General features: G+C 48.5%; 15 protein-coding genes. 9 read left to right on the top strand and 6 right to left on the bottom strand.

Annotated features, from left to right (window positions below):
• Nucleotides 1–45: 45 nt before the first annotated feature.
• From HRM2_RS07040 to HRM2_RS07020, 5 genes are all read left to right on the top strand, one after another.
• On the top strand, nucleotides 46–591 hold the full coding sequence (locus tag HRM2_RS07040) for a 4Fe-4S dicluster domain-containing protein (RefSeq protein ID WP_015903311.1): 546 nt from the start codon (nucleotides 46–48) through the stop codon (nucleotides 589–591).
• Nucleotides 592–661: 70 nt separating this feature from the next.
• A complete protein-coding gene (locus HRM2_RS07035; protein WP_015903310.1) occupies nucleotides 662–1,699 on the top strand; it encodes an ABC transporter ATP-binding protein in 1,038 nt (345 codons plus the stop codon).
• The gene (locus HRM2_RS07030; protein WP_015903309.1) at nucleotides 1,692–2,597 is read left to right on the top strand and encodes an ABC transporter permease; all 906 of its coding nucleotides are present in this window, start codon (nucleotides 1,692–1,694) and stop codon (nucleotides 2,595–2,597) included. The genes HRM2_RS07035 and HRM2_RS07030 overlap by 8 nt, the downstream gene beginning before the upstream one ends.
• Nucleotides 2,594–3,394 (top strand): ABC transporter permease, encoded by an 801-nt coding sequence (locus HRM2_RS07025; RefSeq protein WP_015903308.1) that lies wholly within the window; start codon nucleotides 2,594–2,596, stop codon nucleotides 3,392–3,394. The genes HRM2_RS07030 and HRM2_RS07025 overlap by 4 nt, the downstream gene beginning before the upstream one ends.
• Before the next feature lie 53 nt (nucleotides 3,395–3,447).
• Nucleotides 3,448–4,503, top strand: coding sequence for a polyamine ABC transporter substrate-binding protein (locus tag HRM2_RS07020; RefSeq protein WP_015903307.1), 1,056 nt, complete (start codon nucleotides 3,448–3,450; stop codon nucleotides 4,501–4,503).
• A 434-nt stretch (nucleotides 4,504–4,937) separates the two neighbouring features.
• Here the strand turns inward: HRM2_RS07020 and HRM2_RS07015 are convergent, their stop codons facing one another.
• Together HRM2_RS07015 and HRM2_RS07005 are read right to left on the bottom strand one after the other, a co-directional pair.
• Complete coding sequence (locus HRM2_RS07015; protein ID WP_041273109.1) at nucleotides 4,938–6,146, bottom strand: diguanylate cyclase; 1,209 nt, start codon at nucleotides 6,144–6,146, stop codon at nucleotides 4,938–4,940.
• Between the two features lie 259 nt (nucleotides 6,147–6,405).
• Entirely contained in the window at nucleotides 6,406–7,758 is a 1,353-nt protein-coding gene (locus tag HRM2_RS07005) for a heterodisulfide reductase-related iron-sulfur binding cluster (RefSeq protein WP_041273107.1), read from the bottom strand.
• A gap of 714 nt (nucleotides 7,759–8,472) precedes the next feature.
• On the opposite strand from HRM2_RS07005, the gene HRM2_RS06995 reads away from it, so the two are divergent.
• The 4 genes from HRM2_RS06995 to HRM2_RS06980 all read left to right on the top strand — a co-directional run bounded on the left by HRM2_RS06995 (nucleotide 8,473) and on the right by HRM2_RS06980 (nucleotide 11,537).
• On the top strand, nucleotides 8,473–9,294 hold the full coding sequence (locus HRM2_RS06995; protein ID WP_015903303.1) for an ABC transporter substrate-binding protein: 822 nt from the start codon (nucleotides 8,473–8,475) through the stop codon (nucleotides 9,292–9,294).
• Nucleotides 9,295–9,425: 131 nt separating this feature from the next.
• Nucleotides 9,426–10,085: an amino acid ABC transporter permease gene (locus tag HRM2_RS06990; protein ID WP_015903302.1), complete on the top strand. Its 660-nt coding sequence runs from the start codon at nucleotides 9,426–9,428 to the stop codon at nucleotides 10,083–10,085.
• A 7-nt stretch (nucleotides 10,086–10,092) separates the two neighbouring features.
• Nucleotides 10,093–10,833 (top strand): amino acid ABC transporter ATP-binding protein, encoded by a 741-nt coding sequence (locus HRM2_RS06985; RefSeq protein WP_015903301.1) that lies wholly within the window; start codon nucleotides 10,093–10,095, stop codon nucleotides 10,831–10,833.
• 32 nt (nucleotides 10,834–10,865) lie between these two features.
• Complete coding sequence (locus HRM2_RS06980; RefSeq protein ID WP_015903300.1) at nucleotides 10,866–11,537, top strand: amino acid ABC transporter permease; 672 nt, start codon at nucleotides 10,866–10,868, stop codon at nucleotides 11,535–11,537.
• A gap of 35 nt (nucleotides 11,538–11,572) precedes the next feature.
• Here the strand turns inward: HRM2_RS06980 and HRM2_RS06975 are convergent, their stop codons facing one another.
• The 4 genes from HRM2_RS06975 to HRM2_RS06960 all read right to left on the bottom strand — a co-directional run bounded on the left by HRM2_RS06975 (nucleotide 11,573) and on the right by HRM2_RS06960 (nucleotide 15,197).
• Entirely contained in the window at nucleotides 11,573–11,893 is a 321-nt protein-coding gene (locus tag HRM2_RS06975) for an antibiotic biosynthesis monooxygenase family protein (RefSeq protein ID WP_015903299.1), read from the bottom strand.
• A 368-nt stretch (nucleotides 11,894–12,261) separates the two neighbouring features.
• A complete protein-coding gene (locus HRM2_RS06970) occupies nucleotides 12,262–13,014 on the bottom strand; it encodes a LutC/YkgG family protein (protein ID WP_015903298.1) in 753 nt (250 codons plus the stop codon).
• On the bottom strand, nucleotides 13,014–14,450 hold the full coding sequence (locus HRM2_RS06965) for a LutB/LldF family L-lactate oxidation iron-sulfur protein (protein WP_015903297.1): 1,437 nt from the start codon (nucleotides 14,448–14,450) through the stop codon (nucleotides 13,014–13,016). Before HRM2_RS06965 ends, HRM2_RS06970 begins: the two co-directional genes overlap by 1 nt.
• 12 nt (nucleotides 14,451–14,462) lie before the next feature.
• A complete protein-coding gene (locus HRM2_RS06960) occupies nucleotides 14,463–15,197 on the bottom strand; it encodes a (Fe-S)-binding protein (protein WP_202944692.1) in 735 nt (244 codons plus the stop codon).
• Between the last annotated feature and the right edge of the window lie 103 nt (nucleotides 15,198–15,300).

Raw genomic sequence — 15,300 nt, 5'->3', positions numbered from 1 at the left:
GAAACACGCCATTTTCATGGAAAGAACACCATAAGGAGTCAGTAAATGGAAAAAGTACTTATCGCCATTCCCAACAAATGCACAGGGTGCAATAGGTGTACCTATGTCTGTTCAGCCGTTAAAGAGGGGATGTTCATCCCCTCAAAGGCCAGGATAAAAATTAATAATTTCCCCCACCAGGGATATTCAGTTCAAAGCATCTGTTTTCAGTGCCCCAATGCTGCCTGTATGAACGCCTGCCCTGAAGGGGCCATAATCAAAAATGAACGGGGCGTCATTGCCATTGATATCAACAAATGCACAGAGTGCGGAGAGTGTGTGGAGGCATGCCCCTACGGAATGATGGAACAGTATGAATCAGGGGTTCCCTATAAATGTGACCTCTGCGGCGGAAGCCCTGCCTGCGTTGCCGAATGTAACTTTGGAGCGCTTTTGTTCAAGGAAATCGATACCATTTCCCAAAAACAGCGAAACCAGCAGATGAAGCAGCGGAGCAAGAAAGTTTCCCCCGAGTCCAAACGCCATGAACTTGCCGGCAATATTCTTGAGCTGGCCGTCAGAATTCCACGCACACCAGGCTATCTGGGATAGGAGCGAACAGATGTTGACAAACATTCTGGAAATGATTTAAACGACCGGATTTTAATTACTGGAAAAACATATGATAAAAGACAAAAAGGGGCTCTACCTCAGGGGGATCAATAAGACCTATGGTAAGGTAAAAGCCGTTAATGACATTAACCTTGAAATAAAATCAGGGGAGTTTTTTACCCTGCTCGGCCCTTCAGGGTGTGGCAAAACAACCTTACTGCGCATGATAGCAGGCCTTGCACTCCAGGATTCGGGCAGCATCATCCTTGAGGGGGAGGATATCACAAGGCTGCCTGCCATTAAACGGCAGATCAATACGGTCTTCCAGAGCTATGCCCTTTTCCCCCATCTCACTATTTTTGAGAATGTTGCCTTTGGCCTTCGTTCAAGAAAGGTTGCCGAGCAAGCGGTCAAAACCCGGGTTCAACGTGCCGTGGAAATGCTTGAAATCGGCAATATGCTCAGCCGCTATCCCCACCAGCTGTCCGGGGGTCAGAACCAGCGGGTGGCCCTTGCCAGGGCCCTGGTCAACGAACCCAAGGTGCTGTTGCTGGATGAGCCCATGTCAGCCCTGGATGCCAAATTAAGGGCCCAGGTTCAGGTGGAACTGCGGCGCTTACAGCAAAAACTGGGCCAGACCTTTATCCTGGTGACCCATGATCAGGATGAAGCCCTGGTGGTGTCCGATCGAATTGCCGTGATGAAGGACGGTGAGATTGCCCAGTTTGGCACCTCTGAAGAGGTGTATGATGCACCCAGAAACCGGTTTGTTGCAGAATTTCTGGGGGCAGCCAATCTGCTCACGGGAAAATTCCATGACGGAATCTTCCATACGGATATCGGCAACCTTGAGCTGGAAAAAGAACCGCCCTGGAACGAGGGTGTTGTCGCCATCAGGCCGGAATGGATAAAAGTTTCTGATACCCAACCTGAAAAAAACGGCATCCGGGCAAAGGTCAGTGAAATTATCTACCGGGGGACCAACAGGGACCTGTTTTTTGAACCCGGATCCATACGGGTCCGGAGCAGTACCTATAAAAATTTCAACATCGGAGATGAACTCTGGCTTGACATGGCACCCTCGGACCTGGTGGTGCTCCATGAATAGGCTCATGGTCTGGTATGGGGAACTTGTCGTCCAGAAAGATCTGATTAAAAGGGGGGCATTGTTTCTAAGCCCCGGCATGCTGTGGCTGATGATTTTCCTGGTGCTTCCCGGTTTAATACTGGTGGTGATCAGCTTTGCCGGCAGAGGGGACTATGGTGAACTGGTATGGGATTTCAGTCTGGAAAATTATCGACGACTCATGGGGTATGGTATCTTTGGGTGGGCCCCGGACTATATCCTGATTTTGTTACGATCGGTGTGGGTGGCCATCTTTACTACGGGCCTGTCCGTAATTCTCTCCTATCCCCTCTGTTTTTTTATTGCAAGAAAGCCCGTGAGAACCCGGTACCTCTGGCTCATGGTGGTGATCATCCCCTTTTGGACCAATATGGTCATCAGAACCTATTCATGGTTTCTGATCCTGGCGCCGGAACTGCCCTTTGCAAAACTTGCAGCATACCTGAAGCTCGTTTCACCGGGCATGGCCCTTTACCCCAGCGCCTTTGCCGTTTATCTGGGCATGATTTCCATGTTTCTTCCCTTTGTGGCCCTGCCTCTTTTTTCAAGTGTTGAACGTCTGGACTGGACCCTGGTTGAAGCGGCACAGGATCTGTATGCGTCAAACCTGCGAATCTTCATGCATGCCATTCTGCCCCAGACCCTTCCCGGGCTTTCCGTGGGAATCATTCTAACCCTTGTGCCTGCCATGGGTATGTTTGTCGTGCCGGACCTTCTGGGGGGGGCGAAGTACATGCTTGTGGGCAATCTGATTCAGCAGCAGTTCGGGGCAAGCCGGGACTGGGCCTTTGGTGCGGCAATCAGCATGGGACTGATGGTATTGACCATGTTCAGCCTCTATCTCTACAGAAGAAAAAACAAGGGGATTGAACTATTATGAAACGAATCAATCTGCTGGTGAACACCATGGCCCTTGGAACCATCTGTTTTCTGTATCTTCCGTTGATGGCTGTGGCATTTTTCTCGGTGAACAATACAAAATACGGACTGGCATGGAAGGGATTTACCCTTGACTGGTATCTCAAGCTCTTTCAAAACGAAGTGATCCTCCATGCCGCCTGGAACACCCTTGTCCTGGCCGTTGTGTCCACCCTTGTTTCAACCGTTCTCGGTACAGTGCTGGCCATAGGGATGGATCGATTTCCCTGGCCCAAAAGAATGAACACCATTCTGGACCTGACCCTGCACCTGCCCGTGGTCATACCCGACATCATCCTTGCCGCAGCCCTGGTGGTTGCCTTTGGCTTCCTTCGCCAGGTTTCATCCTGGTTTGAACCGGGTCTGTTCAGCATGATCATCGGCCACATCACCTTTCAGGTGGCATTTGTTGCCCTGGTGGTCAGAAGCCGGCTGATCAGCATTGGAAAAGACGTTGAAGAGGCGGCAAGGGATCTGTATGCAAGCAACGCATACCTGCTGTGGAAAATCACCCTGCCTCTGCTGATCCCTGGCATCATTGCCGGTGCCATGCTTGCATTTACCCTTTCCCTTGACGATTTTGTCATCAGTTTTTTTACGGCAGGACCCGACTCCGTCACCCTGCCCCTGTATATCTTTGCTGCGGTCCGAAGGGTGGTCACCCCCCAGATCCACGCCCTGTCAACCCTGGTGCTGCTTGTCACCATCGTTCTGGTGGCTTTAATGGAACGTTTTTCAAGAAAAACGAACACAAAATAACGTTTAAGACATTTCGTTAACCAACAATAAAAATGAACCAAGGAGCTGAAAAAATGATAAAAAAAACGATGTTGATGGTGATATTGATCTTTGTATTTCTTTCACCCAATGCATGGTCAGGAACCAATGTGTTAAAAATCTTCACCTGGTCCGAGTACATGGATGAGGTCAATTTCCCCAAAGAATTTGAAGCAGCAACAGGCATCAAAGTATACCTGGACATGTATGAATCAAATGAGGAGATGATGGCAAAGCTGCAGTCAGGCGGCCTGGGACAATACGATATTATCATTCCATCCGATTATATCGTGCCAAGCCTGATCCATCTGAACCTGTTGACACCCCTTGACCATTCCAAACTACCCAATTTAAAAAACCTGAGTGAGAAATTTACCAGCCCGGACTTTGATCCCGGCAACAAATACTCGGCAGGATGGCAGTGGGGAACCGTTGGACTGTTCTACAACAAGAAAAAAATGAGCCAGGCAGATGTTCAGTCCTGGTCCGTTATTTTTGATCCACAAAAAAAATCCGGTACCTTTTATCTCATGGACTCGGTGAGGGATATGCTGGGGATAACCCTGTTATACCTTGGATACGATTTTAACTCCACCAACCCCAAGGAGCTGAAAGCTGCGGCAGATCTTCTTGTGAGCACAAAAAAGAGAGAGGCCTGTCTTGGATTTAAAGGCGGTGTGGGTGGCAAAAACGATGTGATTTCAGGAACCGCTGCTGCTGCCGTGGTTTACAATGGCGATGCCATTCAAACGGTTGCTGAAGACCCGGACACCTATGGATTCCTTGTTCCCAAGGAGGGCAGTACCATTTGGATCGACTCCATGTGCATCCCGGCCAAGGCCCCGAATCTTGATTCTGCACATAAATGGATTAACTGGGTTCTTGAACCCAAGGTGGGTGCATCCCTGTCCAACTACAACCATTATGCAACACCCAATGAGGCTGCCAAAGCCTATGTTTCCAAGGAAGACCTGAACAATTCAGGCGTCTGGCCTACACCGGAAATCATCAAAACCCTTATATTTGTAAAAGATCTCGGCAAGGACAACAAAATTGTTGACCAGGCATGGACAAGGGCAAAATCCCATTAAACGAAGTCACCCTGGCATGGGGGACAGGAGCAAATTGTCTCCCCATGCCAAACCCTTTTAAACCTAAAAGTTGCATTCCTGGTTTTTATTGCGGCAGGCGGCGACAGTCCCATGCCCGGCGTCTTGCCTATCCAGCCAACTACCGTTTGCAACTTTTAGGTTAAACAAGAAAATCAATATTTACTCATACTCAATCATCAAGTTTTTTAGATTCACTTCGAATCGGCAGACGGGAACGGGTGTTGCCCTTCTCTCATTCTCGCAGCCCGTCCATGGGCTGCTCCGAGGGAAATGGCAACTCTTTCGGCGTCCATGCCGACCGTTGCCATTTAATCCGTTCAGGGCAACACCCGTTCCCGCCTGCCTACTGCTATCGTGTTCCATGGGTTGTTGTGTCCGCAAACATGGGGATTGAATATAACTTGATAATCGAGTTATACGACTGGAGAATTGAAAAGTTCTACTCGGTTTCGTCCATTTTCCTTGGCTTTGTATAATGCCATATCCGCATTTTTCAATAATTCGTCACTGGACAAGAACGCAGCCCCATCTAATGTTGAGACACCGAGACTTATGGTGACAGCCTTAAACGGCAACGAACGTTCATGGGCAATATTCATCCCGTGAATGGACAGACAGATTTTTTCCGCAACATGTCCTGCTCCTTTCATGGATGTGTCCGGCAAGAGAACAACAAACTCTTCACCCCCATATCGTGCGCAGAAATCCACAGGTCGTGTGAGCGTATTTTTTATTCCCAGGGCAATGCGTTTAAGGCAGCGGTCACCACGGCTATGGCCATAGGTATCATTGTACAGTTTAAAATTATCGATGTCGCACAATATTATGGACAGGGGCTTTTTGAGTCTATGACTGCGTTTCAATTCCCTTGATATGGTTTCCATGAAGCTGCGCCGGTTTGGGATTTCTGTTAAGGCATCGATTAGAGCTTGCTGTTGAATTGTGGTATATGCTTTTCCCAATCGTGATCCGAAAATGATACTGCAACACAATCCTGCAGCACCGATCATCAGATGACCCATCAGTAAAAAAAAGATTGGCGGATCCATGGTAAAGGGGAATGTAATACTGATGCCACCTCGGATATCCCCCTGCTTATATCCTTGTTCTGCGTGGCATCCCAGGCATGTTTTTTCAGTTGTGAGTGCCCCCATATAAAAAAAAGAAGACCCCCTGTCAGTCGAGATCCCAACTTCTTTTATACCTTTCTCAAACGCCTTTAAATATTGTTTTTCTCTCTCACTTGGGCTGTTTTCCGGACGAATTGGATTAAGACTGGTGATGTGAAATTGAATACGTCTTTTTTCAATGGCTATCTCTGATAGTTGCCTTGTCATAAATGCCGGATTTATCATGGTAAGCGTCAGGTCTTTGTTGACATGAATATCCCTCATTGGCGTTTTAAGATATGGATTGGGTTTCAATTTTTCCGTGACAGGCGCATACACCCCCCCATGAAGGGAATTCCACATGCGTGAGATTAATATTAATTCAAAGAAACTTTTTCCAGTCTCAAGGGCAACTCTTTTTTGTTCCTTAATTGCCTGGGTGTAATTCATAAAAAAAGAGAGGGTGACAAACATGATCCATATGGCACAAATAGATAGTAAAAATTTTTTCATTTCACACGTTTCAACCTAAATGTTCTATCTGTAAACCCTGGGGAATCGGGCTGGTCCTATTTTTTTGACATTGGTATATAAAGGGATGGGGGGGTATGGGTAATTGCATCCCCCATCCTGGTTGAATAGTTGATGTCCACGGTACCAGCCACCCTGAACTGATCAAGATCGCAAGCTGATGGTTTCCCATTGCCCAGGCATTTGCCGGCGTGTCCCAGGACCCGCCTGGGCCGGGAATTCAAAGGATTAACGATGACGATTACAGCAATTCAAGGGGATGAAAAACCTTCCTGGCAAGCATCTGCTCGAACTGTATTTTACAGCTAAGACAGTCTGTAATGATCATCCTGTTCTTTTCAGACAAAAACCTTTTAAAAAGGGGCTGGCCGATTTCAAGGGTGTGGGCATGGAAAGATTTTTTGTAGCCAAGATGCCCCCCCATACCGCAACATTCCATGGCCTCCCCGATCTGGATTATATCCGAACCTTCAAGTGATTTCAGAAGGCTGTAATAGGGTTGCCCGATTTTTTGTTCCCTCAGGTGACAGGGGGCATAATAGACCATGGGAACGTCCTGGTAAACCCGGTTGATGTTTAAATCACCCTTGAGATAGATGGAGAGAAGGTATTCTCCCAGATCCGTTACGCTGTTCGATAGTTTTATCCTTTTTAAAGGATCAAGTGAGGAAAAGTATCCATCATCCTTTAACAGTTTCCGATAGCTTCCCCTGGACACCAGGGTAAAACGTTGCCCCCCAAGGGGAACTTTCATGGCCTTGCTGCCAGCCCCTGACTGCTCCTGAAAGGCTTCTGAATAGTAGGCATTTTCCAACAGCAGTTTTTTAAAGAAATATCCGCAGGTGGGACAGGAACAGACAATGTCGTAGCCATCTTGAACACACTGCAAAAGACGCTCCATATTTGCAGCTATTTTTTTTAACGACGTTGTTTTATCGCCTTCCATGATCAATGGCATGGAGCAGCACTCCTGGGTTGGGACATAAACAGCGATGCCATTTCGTTCCAGGAGCCTTACAGCCGCTTTTCCGACTTCCGGAAAGAGATACCCGGCACTGCAGCCTGCAAAATAGGCAACTTTTGATGTGCACCCACGATTGCCCGGGTTCGGGATATCCAGACCTTTTTTCTTTGCCCAGAGGAAAAAACTTTGTTTGGGAAAACCAGGCAAATCCCTCTGGGGATGTATTTTCAGGGCCTTTTTCACGAGGGGGACCACTGGCTTCAACCCCTTCAATGGGTTAATGACTTGTGAAAAAGTCGTTCCCCAGCGACCGATTGTTTCGATATCTGAAAGCATCCGACTGGACAGCGGAATCCCCTTTTCATCACTGAAAGCCGCCTTTGCCTGGAGAATAAGCATCTTTATATCCTGGCAGGGGCATAGTCCACACAGGGTACAAAGGTCAATCAGATTGCGAAGCTCACGGGTGTTCGGTGGCAGCCCGGATTCGTCTGCCTGGTCCTGCAGGCGATAGAGTTCAGGAAAAAAAAGACAATCATCTTCCATGTGAAGCCTGCACACCCCACAGCCGGAATCTCCGGCGCACTTTACAAAAACTTTGTGTATCAGGTCTTTCCCTGATTTCCCCATACCCTATTTCCTTCCCCTGCAATCATTAACATCTGGTTATTCTAACCTGATCCTTTGAATCAAGGTTAAAAGAACCAATAATTATAGATTGTTCCCTGAAAATTGCAAGCCTGCAATCGAGACAGGACACTGCTGCCCATGAAAAGCCCATAGGATTCGGTGAATTCTCTATCCTGGGGCCTCCCGTTGCATTGCAAATCTAACATCATCGGAATCAGGGCCAAACCCGGTGAATCTGGATAATCTCCTTGTTTCGGAATCGTACCCCATGGATATCATACCCATGGGGCACCACCAACCCACGGCCCGAAAAAGAAATGGATGGGGAGTGATTCTTCTCCCCGGATCAGTGCATTTAAAGGGGATACGGCATCTACCGGCAAAATGGGGACTAAAAGGCACCTGTTCTTTTAACCTGTTTAAGCTGAAAAAGGGAAAGTTTTCTTAAAAATTATTTTACCGGTACATATCATTTAACGAACTAAAATAATTTGACTTTCATTTTTAATCATATGAACTTTCGGCCAAAAACCACCATGGGACATACTCAAGAAGAGCGCCTGAACAATTTCGAGCCATTACCTATTACAAAATAACAATTGACTTACCCATGCAACTGTTATTTTATTCAGCTTTAGATGCTGGATTTTTTAGAGCTTTCTATGGGCTTATTACGTTTTTGTTGATTCTTTTAATCGAGTAAAAGGAGAGAGTATGTTTGAGTTTAGAAAACAGATTCTGGGAGCGGTATTTCTTTTTGCAGTATTTTTTTTGAGCAGTCTTGCCTCAGCAGATGAGGTTCCGGTTTACAAACTGGGCATTGATGCGGCCTTTCCACCCTGGACATGGGCTGAAAAAGGCGAAATAAAGGGGTTTGACTGGGAACTTTTCCAGTACATCGGTGAGGTTGAAGGATTCAAGGTCGAGGCGGCAGACATTCCATGGTCAGCCATTATCGCAGCCCTTTCAAAGGGAAAAATTGATATTCTAGCTGGCGGTCTTTCCTATACCTGCAAACGTGCCCAAGTCATTGACTTTGCACTGCCCCACTGGAAAACAGATTACTGGACACTGGTTAAATCAGATTCAAAATTAAATTGTATTACAGCAATGAGCAAGGGAGCCAACGTGGGTGCCCAGGCCGGAACAACCGGATACAGATGGCTCAAGGAGGAACTCAAGGATAAGGGGGTTGATATTAATATCAAGCCCTATGAATCCGTTGAGCTGGGGATCAAGGAACTAGAAATTGGCAGAATTGATGCCTTCCATGTGGATTCCCCAACGGCCAGAGGGTTTATTGATGCCAAAAGAGGCGTAAAACCGGTGTGTACAGGGTTGCATTTTGATTATAGTGCCTATGCTGTCACCCCCGGGGACCCCCATCACTTGATTGAAAAAATAAATTCCGGACTCAAAAAGGCATATGAATCGGGTAAGATTGAAGAACTGGTTCGAAAATACCTGCCCTGGGCATCCGTGGAAGCCGTTCCCTACCTGGTTGACTATAAAAAGCTCTGCAGCGAATCCAATTGATGGGTTTGACCATGTCGAGCATTTTTTATCTTTTAATCTCAGGGTAATTGTCCCCCGGGTCCAGACCAAAAAATCCAGACCCGGATGGCACGGAATCAGCGCCACCCGCGTTGTGCTCAGGAATAGAATGCATGGAAATTATTAAAATACTTATTTCAGAGCTTCCCCAGTTTGCAAAGGGAACTCTGGTTGCCCTGGAGGTTCTTGGGGGGCTGTTGACTGTGGGGATGGTGCTTGGGCTTGCCATTGCCCTGGCTGAAATTTTCGGCAACGCCTGGGTGAAATTCCTGGCAACCACCCTGCGCAAATTTTTATGGGCCATTCCCCAGCTGGTTCTTCTGTTTCTTGTGTTTTATCTCCCGTTTGATCTCAATCGCATGGTGGCTGCCATCCTTGCCCTGGGGCTATGTTCCTCAGCGTTTCAATCCCAGATATTCCGGGGTGCAATCCTCTCGATCCAGTCGGGACAGCTTGAGGCGGCAAAGGCAATGGGGTTGAGTCTGCCCGGTACTATTTTCCATGTTGTCATTCCCCAGATGATCCGTTTGTCCATCGGGCCCTGGACCAATGAATTCTCCTCAGAACTCAAAGATACCTCCCTTGCCTATGTGGTGGGGGTGGTGGAAATTATGCGGAACGCAAAGTATGTCATTGCGTATACCTATGGCAATACAGCTGCTGTTTATCTGTTTGTGGGAATCCTTTATTTTACGTTGACCAGAATAGGAACATATTTCTTCTATAAACTGGAAGAGAAACTCTGGGTTCCTGGCTTTGGGAAAAGGAGCTGATATCGTCATGTCCACCATACTTGAAGTTAAAAATCTCACCAAAAAATTTGTCGACAATGAGGTGCTCAAAAATGTCTCATTTGAATTGGAAAAAGGAGAAACACTTGCAGTAATCGGATCGTCAGGATCGGGAAAAAGCACATTGCTCAGGTGCCTGAACCATCTGTCAGCACCGGATTCAGGACAGATCCTGCTGGAAGGCGTCGACATCACAACGCCTGGGACGGATATCAATAAGGTTCGGGCGGATATGGGGTTTGTCTTCCAGGATTTTAATCTCTTTACCCATTTGACCATTCTGGAAAATGTAATGTTCGGCCCCCTGAGGGTCCGGAAACTGTCGAAAAATGAGGCCAGGCAGATTGCCATGGAAGAGATCCGGAAAGTGGGCATGGCCGATAAAATCGGTGCCTACCCGGCCCAGCTTTCAGGTGGACAGCAGCAGCGGATTTCCATTGCCCGGGCCCTGGCATTAAGGCCTAAGCTGATTTTGTTTGACGAACCCACCTCCGCCCTTGATCCAGAGTTGACAGGAGAGGTGCTGAGTGTCATGACTGCCCTTGCAAAAGAGGGTATGACGGCCATTGTGGTCACCCATGAAATGGGGTTTGCCCGGTCCGTTGCCGACAAGGTCATTTTCATCGATCAGGGGCTTATTGTTGAGCAGGGGTGTCCGAAAAAAATGTTCGCCGCTCCCCAGCATGAAAGAACCCGACTCTTTCTGAATAATTTTGGCGGCCTTGAATAGCCGATCCCCAGTGAACCGGAGGTGTGGAACAAATGGTCAGTTTTTTTAATTACGCCATTGAAATTTTGCCCGACATGCTGTCGGGTGCCTGGGTCACCATTGAGCTGTCTTTTGTCTGTATAACCGTTGGCATTATCTTTGGTTTGATACTCGGGGTGGCAAGGGTATATTCCAGTAAATTTATTTACTGGATCGTCACCGCCTATGTTGAATTCCTGCGGGGGACCCCCTGCCTGCTTCAACTTTTTTTCATCTACTACGGACTGGGGGATATGGGACTTCTGCTCAAGCCGGTTCTTGCCGCAGGTCTTGCCCTGGGTATCAACACCTCTGTCTATCAGGCCGAGTATTTCAGGGGGGCCATAAAATCCATTAAACCCGGGCAGATGACCGCCGCAAGGGCCATGGGGCTTGGCAAGTGGAAGGCCATAAGGTATATCATCCTGCCCCAGGCCCTGAGGCTTGTAATTCCGTCGTCTTCCAACGAAATCATCTATATGTTCAAATACACCTCGGTTGCCTTTGCCGTAGGGGTACCCGAGCTTCTTTCCCAGGCAGATCTCACCGGGGCCATGAATTTTCGATATTTTGAGTCCTATGTGGTAGCGGCCATCCTTTACACGATAATGGTATTTGTGGTGGCTAAAATCATGGCAATGATCGAAAAAAAGGTTTACATTCCAGGACTGCAGCTTTCCCAATAGCGTGTGAAGAGTGAATTGACCCGCATATCTTTTTTCTATTTTTGAAACCTGGGCGAGATACCGCCCACAACCGGCTCATAATAGCGATAATGGGTTTTATCCCCAAGCAGTTCATCCACATTTTTCTGGATGACCATGCGCTCGTCACTGTTCATCCATCGATTCCAGTCTTCCAGGGTATGCCAGTTGCTGATGACCAGATATTCTCCTTCACAATCCAGACAACTGAAGGTCTGGCTGGACAGAAAACCCGGCTGAGCGGCTGCCCGGGACCTGAGCTGAACAATGAACGGAGCCAGTTGGGCGGCCATGGTGTCATCTTTTACAATGCGCTTAATAATAATGGAAACAGTCATGCGAACCTCCTCATTAAATGGTTAAAAATAATTACATGGGGTCCATGGAACACAAAGGTAAGAAAATGAACATTACGAATTATTTTAGAATAAAAATGAGAATGAGTGGTAATGAATAGTTGATTCTACCAATTTGTACGATTTATTGTCAAACGGTAATTCAACATAATCTCCAGGGATACGGCTTTAGCAAATCGCCTGACGCAAAGCAATTCTAATTATGGATCTATACTGTATGTGTCAGTCAGTGTCCGTTAGCTGAACCAAGAAAGTCCGGGATAAACGCTAACGACCAGGGATTGGGTGATGAGATCACTCTCATCACCCGCAACCACAATGGTTTACCGCCACAACTATCGGCCAGACAATTAATCCGCGGCAATGATAAAAAGGTGGAGTTCCCTCGGGCCGTGGGCACCATGAACCATGACAAGTTCAATGTCCGCGGTTTTGCTCGGTCCTGAAATCAGCGTCAGATTGCGCGTCAGTCCCTCTTTACGCTCTGCTTCATCCCATTTTAAAAGGGTATAGAGTTCCCTGAGGTCGGCCAGGAGCTGTTCCTCCCTGACCACCGCCACATGAATGGAGGGCACCAGGGACACGGATCTGGCATGTCCGGGACGGGTCTTCATGGCCAGGGTGGCAGTGGCGGCAATGCAATAGTCAGCAGAGGTAATGCCGATAAACGAAGCTTCCACCTGACTGCGGATCTCTTTTTTCCGCTGGGGATCGGTCCCGTCATATCCCGTATTATGGATGGGGATCTGTCCTAGTTCAGCAACCTCGGAAAGTTTCAGCTGATTGATCAGGGGATGGTCCCAGCAGACAACGCTCTTGCTGGTTCCCCATTCCGGTTCTTTTTCCAGGATCAGCCGCCCAATGGCCCGGGCTGCTTCTTCGATGCCTGCTTCAAGATGCAGATCCATATGAAGGGAGGGAACGGTCTGCCGGAGTTGCTCGATCAAGGGCACTCTCTCCTGGTGGGTCCGGGTTCTGATCTTTTCAAGAAGGGTTTTCTCCTCCTGGGAGGGCGAGGTGGTAAAAAGATCGGCTGGCGGCTGGTTACCGGGTCGGCCCAGGGCGGTTTTGATGGTATTGATAAATTGTTTTTCCGGGTCCATTAGGATCTTCCTCCCTGGTGTTCTTTCCATAGTTCCATAAAGGTTTTTCCGGCCAGGGGTTTCATATCCCGGCTCTGGGTCCATCCGCTAAAGGGCCAGGGAAGTCGCCTGATCATATGATTGCTGGAGGGCATGATCTTTTGGATCAACCGACCGAGTTTCAGTAAGATATCGTAAACTTTGCGATTTTGGTTGATCCGGCTCCAGACCTGAAAGAGCATTTTTTCAGGACGGCTTTTGGGCTTTACGTTCCAGCGGGGATCTCCTTCGGAAAGTTTGGCACGAAGGGCAAGGAGCATCCTGGGCAGGTTGAGATTCAGGGGACAGGCAACCCGGCAGGCACCGCAGAGGCTTTCGCCCTGGCAGAGGTGACTGGCCTCGTTGATTCCACCCAGCAGAGGGGTTACAACGGCCCCCACAGGCCCTGTATAGGCTGATCCATAGGAGTGCCCGCCGATCTTACCGTAAACCGGGCACACGTTAAGGCAGGCACCGCACCGGATGCAGCAGAGCATTTCACGGAACTCCTCGTCGGCCAGGATTCTGGATCGGCCATTGTCCACAATCACCAGATGAAAGGCCTGGGGGCCATCGGCGTGATCCACTGCGGCCGGGCCGCCGATATAGCTCACATACCCTCCGATCTGCTGGGCTGCCGCTCCCATGGACATGAGCCTTAAAATGGCCTGGTGTTCTTCCAGGTTGGCTGCGATCCTTTCCATGCCCATGAAGGCCACATGAACCCTGGGCAGGGTGGTGGCCATGCGGATGTTTCCCTCATTGGACACCGTTGTGATGTGGCCGGTTTCCGCACAGGCAAGGTTGCATCCGGAAATGCCCATGTCCGCCGCCATGAATTTCTTCCTGAGGGCCTGCCGGGCATCCCGGGTCAAGGTAGGTGGATCGTCCGTGTAAGGGGTTCCGAGTTTTTCAGTGAAGAGTTCGCCCACCTCCTTCCGGGTTTTATGAACGGCCGGGGCAACAATGTGGGAGGGTTTTTCACCGGCCAACTGGATGATATATTCCCCGAGATCGGTTTCATTGACTTCGATCCCTTTGTCCATGAGGGCACGGTTCAGCCCGATCTCCTCGGTGACCATGGATTTTCCCTTGACCACATGTTTAACATTATTTTTTTCGGCAATATCAAGGCAGATGTCCACGGCATCCTTAGCTGTGGCTGCAAAATGCACCTCTCCGCCATTTTCCCTTATCTTCCCAGCCAGGGTGACAAGCATGATGTCCAGATTGTCCACGGCCTTTCTGCGATAGGCATGGGCTTTAGCCCGCAGATCCGGGCCTTCTGGCAGATTTTCATAAAGGGATGCCGTGGCAGGCCCCAGGCGGCTTTGTAATCCGGCAAGGGCAGATTGCAGAATCGGGTCGGCAATGGCTTTTTTCGCCGTTTGCTTGTATGCTTTTGTTGTTAATTCCATATTTCACACCTGTTATTTTGCCGAAAGAAGTTGGGCGATGTGCATCACCTTGACCTGAGCCTTCGTCCGGCTCAGCATACCCTGGATGTTCATCAGGCAGCTCATATCACAGCCAGTGACCACAGTGGCACCCGAATCAACGATATTTTGAACCTTTTCCTCGAGCATGGCCGAAGAGATATCAGCATATTTCACGGCAAAGGTACCACCAAACCCACAGCATTTATCCGAATCCTTCATCTCAATAAATTCAAGTTCCCGGATGTTAGCCAATAATTTACGGGGCTGAAGGTGGATGCCAAGACAGTGATTAAGGTGACAGGAATCATGGTAGGTGACCTTGGCTGGAAATCGTGCATCAAGGTTTTCAACCTTGAGGATATCCACCAGGAATTCTGTAAACTCAAATGTTTTTGCAGCAACGGCCCGGGCACGTTCCAGCATGGAAGAATCCGCACTGAAAAGATCAGGATAGTGGTTTTTCACCATGTTGACGCAGGATCCCGATGGTGACACAATAACTTCGGCATCTTCAAAAAGTTCAATAAATTTCTTTGCGGCAGAGCGGGCCTCGCTTTGGTGGCCTGCGTTAAAGGCCGGCTGGCCGCAGCAGGTCTGTTCTGTGGGACAGTCAAGTTCCAGGCCCAGGTCTTCCAGCACCGAGACCATTGCCTCTGCCACTTCAGGGTAGAGGGTGTCGACAAGACACTGGATAAAAAGAGTTACTTTTTTTTTCTTGTACATCATTAACCTCTGTTTTTTTTTATATGAAACACTCGCCAAAGCATGTCAATGAAGGTGTTTCAAAATTCGTTGAGGCCAGAGCCATACCTCGCTCCGGCCATGCCGG

It is taken from the genome of Desulforapulum autotrophicum HRM2, assembly GCF_000020365.1.
Classification (GTDB): domain Bacteria; phylum Desulfobacterota; class Desulfobacteria; order Desulfobacterales; family Desulfobacteraceae; genus Desulforapulum; species Desulforapulum autotrophicum.
This window is presented reverse-complemented; position numbering and strand designations above follow the sequence as displayed.

Excerpts from the sequence above, each read along its gene's own strand:
- HRM2_RS07040 (WP_015903311.1), top strand. The coding sequence starts at position 46 with ATGGAAAAAGTACTTATCGCCATTCCCAACAAATGCACAGGGTGCAAT.
- HRM2_RS07035 (WP_015903310.1), top strand. The coding sequence starts at position 662 with ATGATAAAAGACAAAAAGGGGCTCTACCTCAGGGGGATCAATAAGACC.
- HRM2_RS07030 (WP_015903309.1), top strand. The coding sequence starts at position 1,692 with ATGAATAGGCTCATGGTCTGGTATGGGGAACTTGTCGTCCAGAAAGAT.
- HRM2_RS07025 (WP_015903308.1), top strand. The coding sequence starts at position 2,594 with ATGAAACGAATCAATCTGCTGGTGAACACCATGGCCCTTGGAACCATC.
- HRM2_RS07020 (WP_015903307.1), top strand. The coding sequence starts at position 3,448 with ATGATAAAAAAAACGATGTTGATGGTGATATTGATCTTTGTATTTCTT.
- HRM2_RS07015 (WP_041273109.1), bottom strand. The coding sequence starts at position 6,146 with ATGAAAAAATTTTTACTATCTATTTGTGCCATATGGATCATGTTTGTC.
- HRM2_RS07005 (WP_041273107.1), bottom strand. The coding sequence starts at position 7,758 with ATGGGGAAATCAGGGAAAGACCTGATACACAAAGTTTTTGTAAAGTGC.
- HRM2_RS06995 (WP_015903303.1), top strand. The coding sequence starts at position 8,473 with ATGTTTGAGTTTAGAAAACAGATTCTGGGAGCGGTATTTCTTTTTGCA.
- HRM2_RS06990 (WP_015903302.1), top strand. The coding sequence starts at position 9,426 with ATGGAAATTATTAAAATACTTATTTCAGAGCTTCCCCAGTTTGCAAAG.
- HRM2_RS06985 (WP_015903301.1), top strand. The coding sequence starts at position 10,093 with ATGTCCACCATACTTGAAGTTAAAAATCTCACCAAAAAATTTGTCGAC.
- HRM2_RS06980 (WP_015903300.1), top strand. The coding sequence starts at position 10,866 with ATGGTCAGTTTTTTTAATTACGCCATTGAAATTTTGCCCGACATGCTG.
- HRM2_RS06975 (WP_015903299.1), bottom strand. The coding sequence starts at position 11,893 with ATGACTGTTTCCATTATTATTAAGCGCATTGTAAAAGATGACACCATG.
- HRM2_RS06970 (WP_015903298.1), bottom strand. The coding sequence starts at position 13,014 with ATGGACCCGGAAAAACAATTTATCAATACCATCAAAACCGCCCTGGGC.
- HRM2_RS06965 (WP_015903297.1), bottom strand. The coding sequence starts at position 14,450 with ATGGAATTAACAACAAAAGCATACAAGCAAACGGCGAAAAAAGCCATT.
- HRM2_RS06960 (WP_202944692.1), bottom strand. The coding sequence starts at position 15,197 with ATGATGTACAAGAAAAAAAAAGTAACTCTTTTTATCCAGTGTCTTGTC.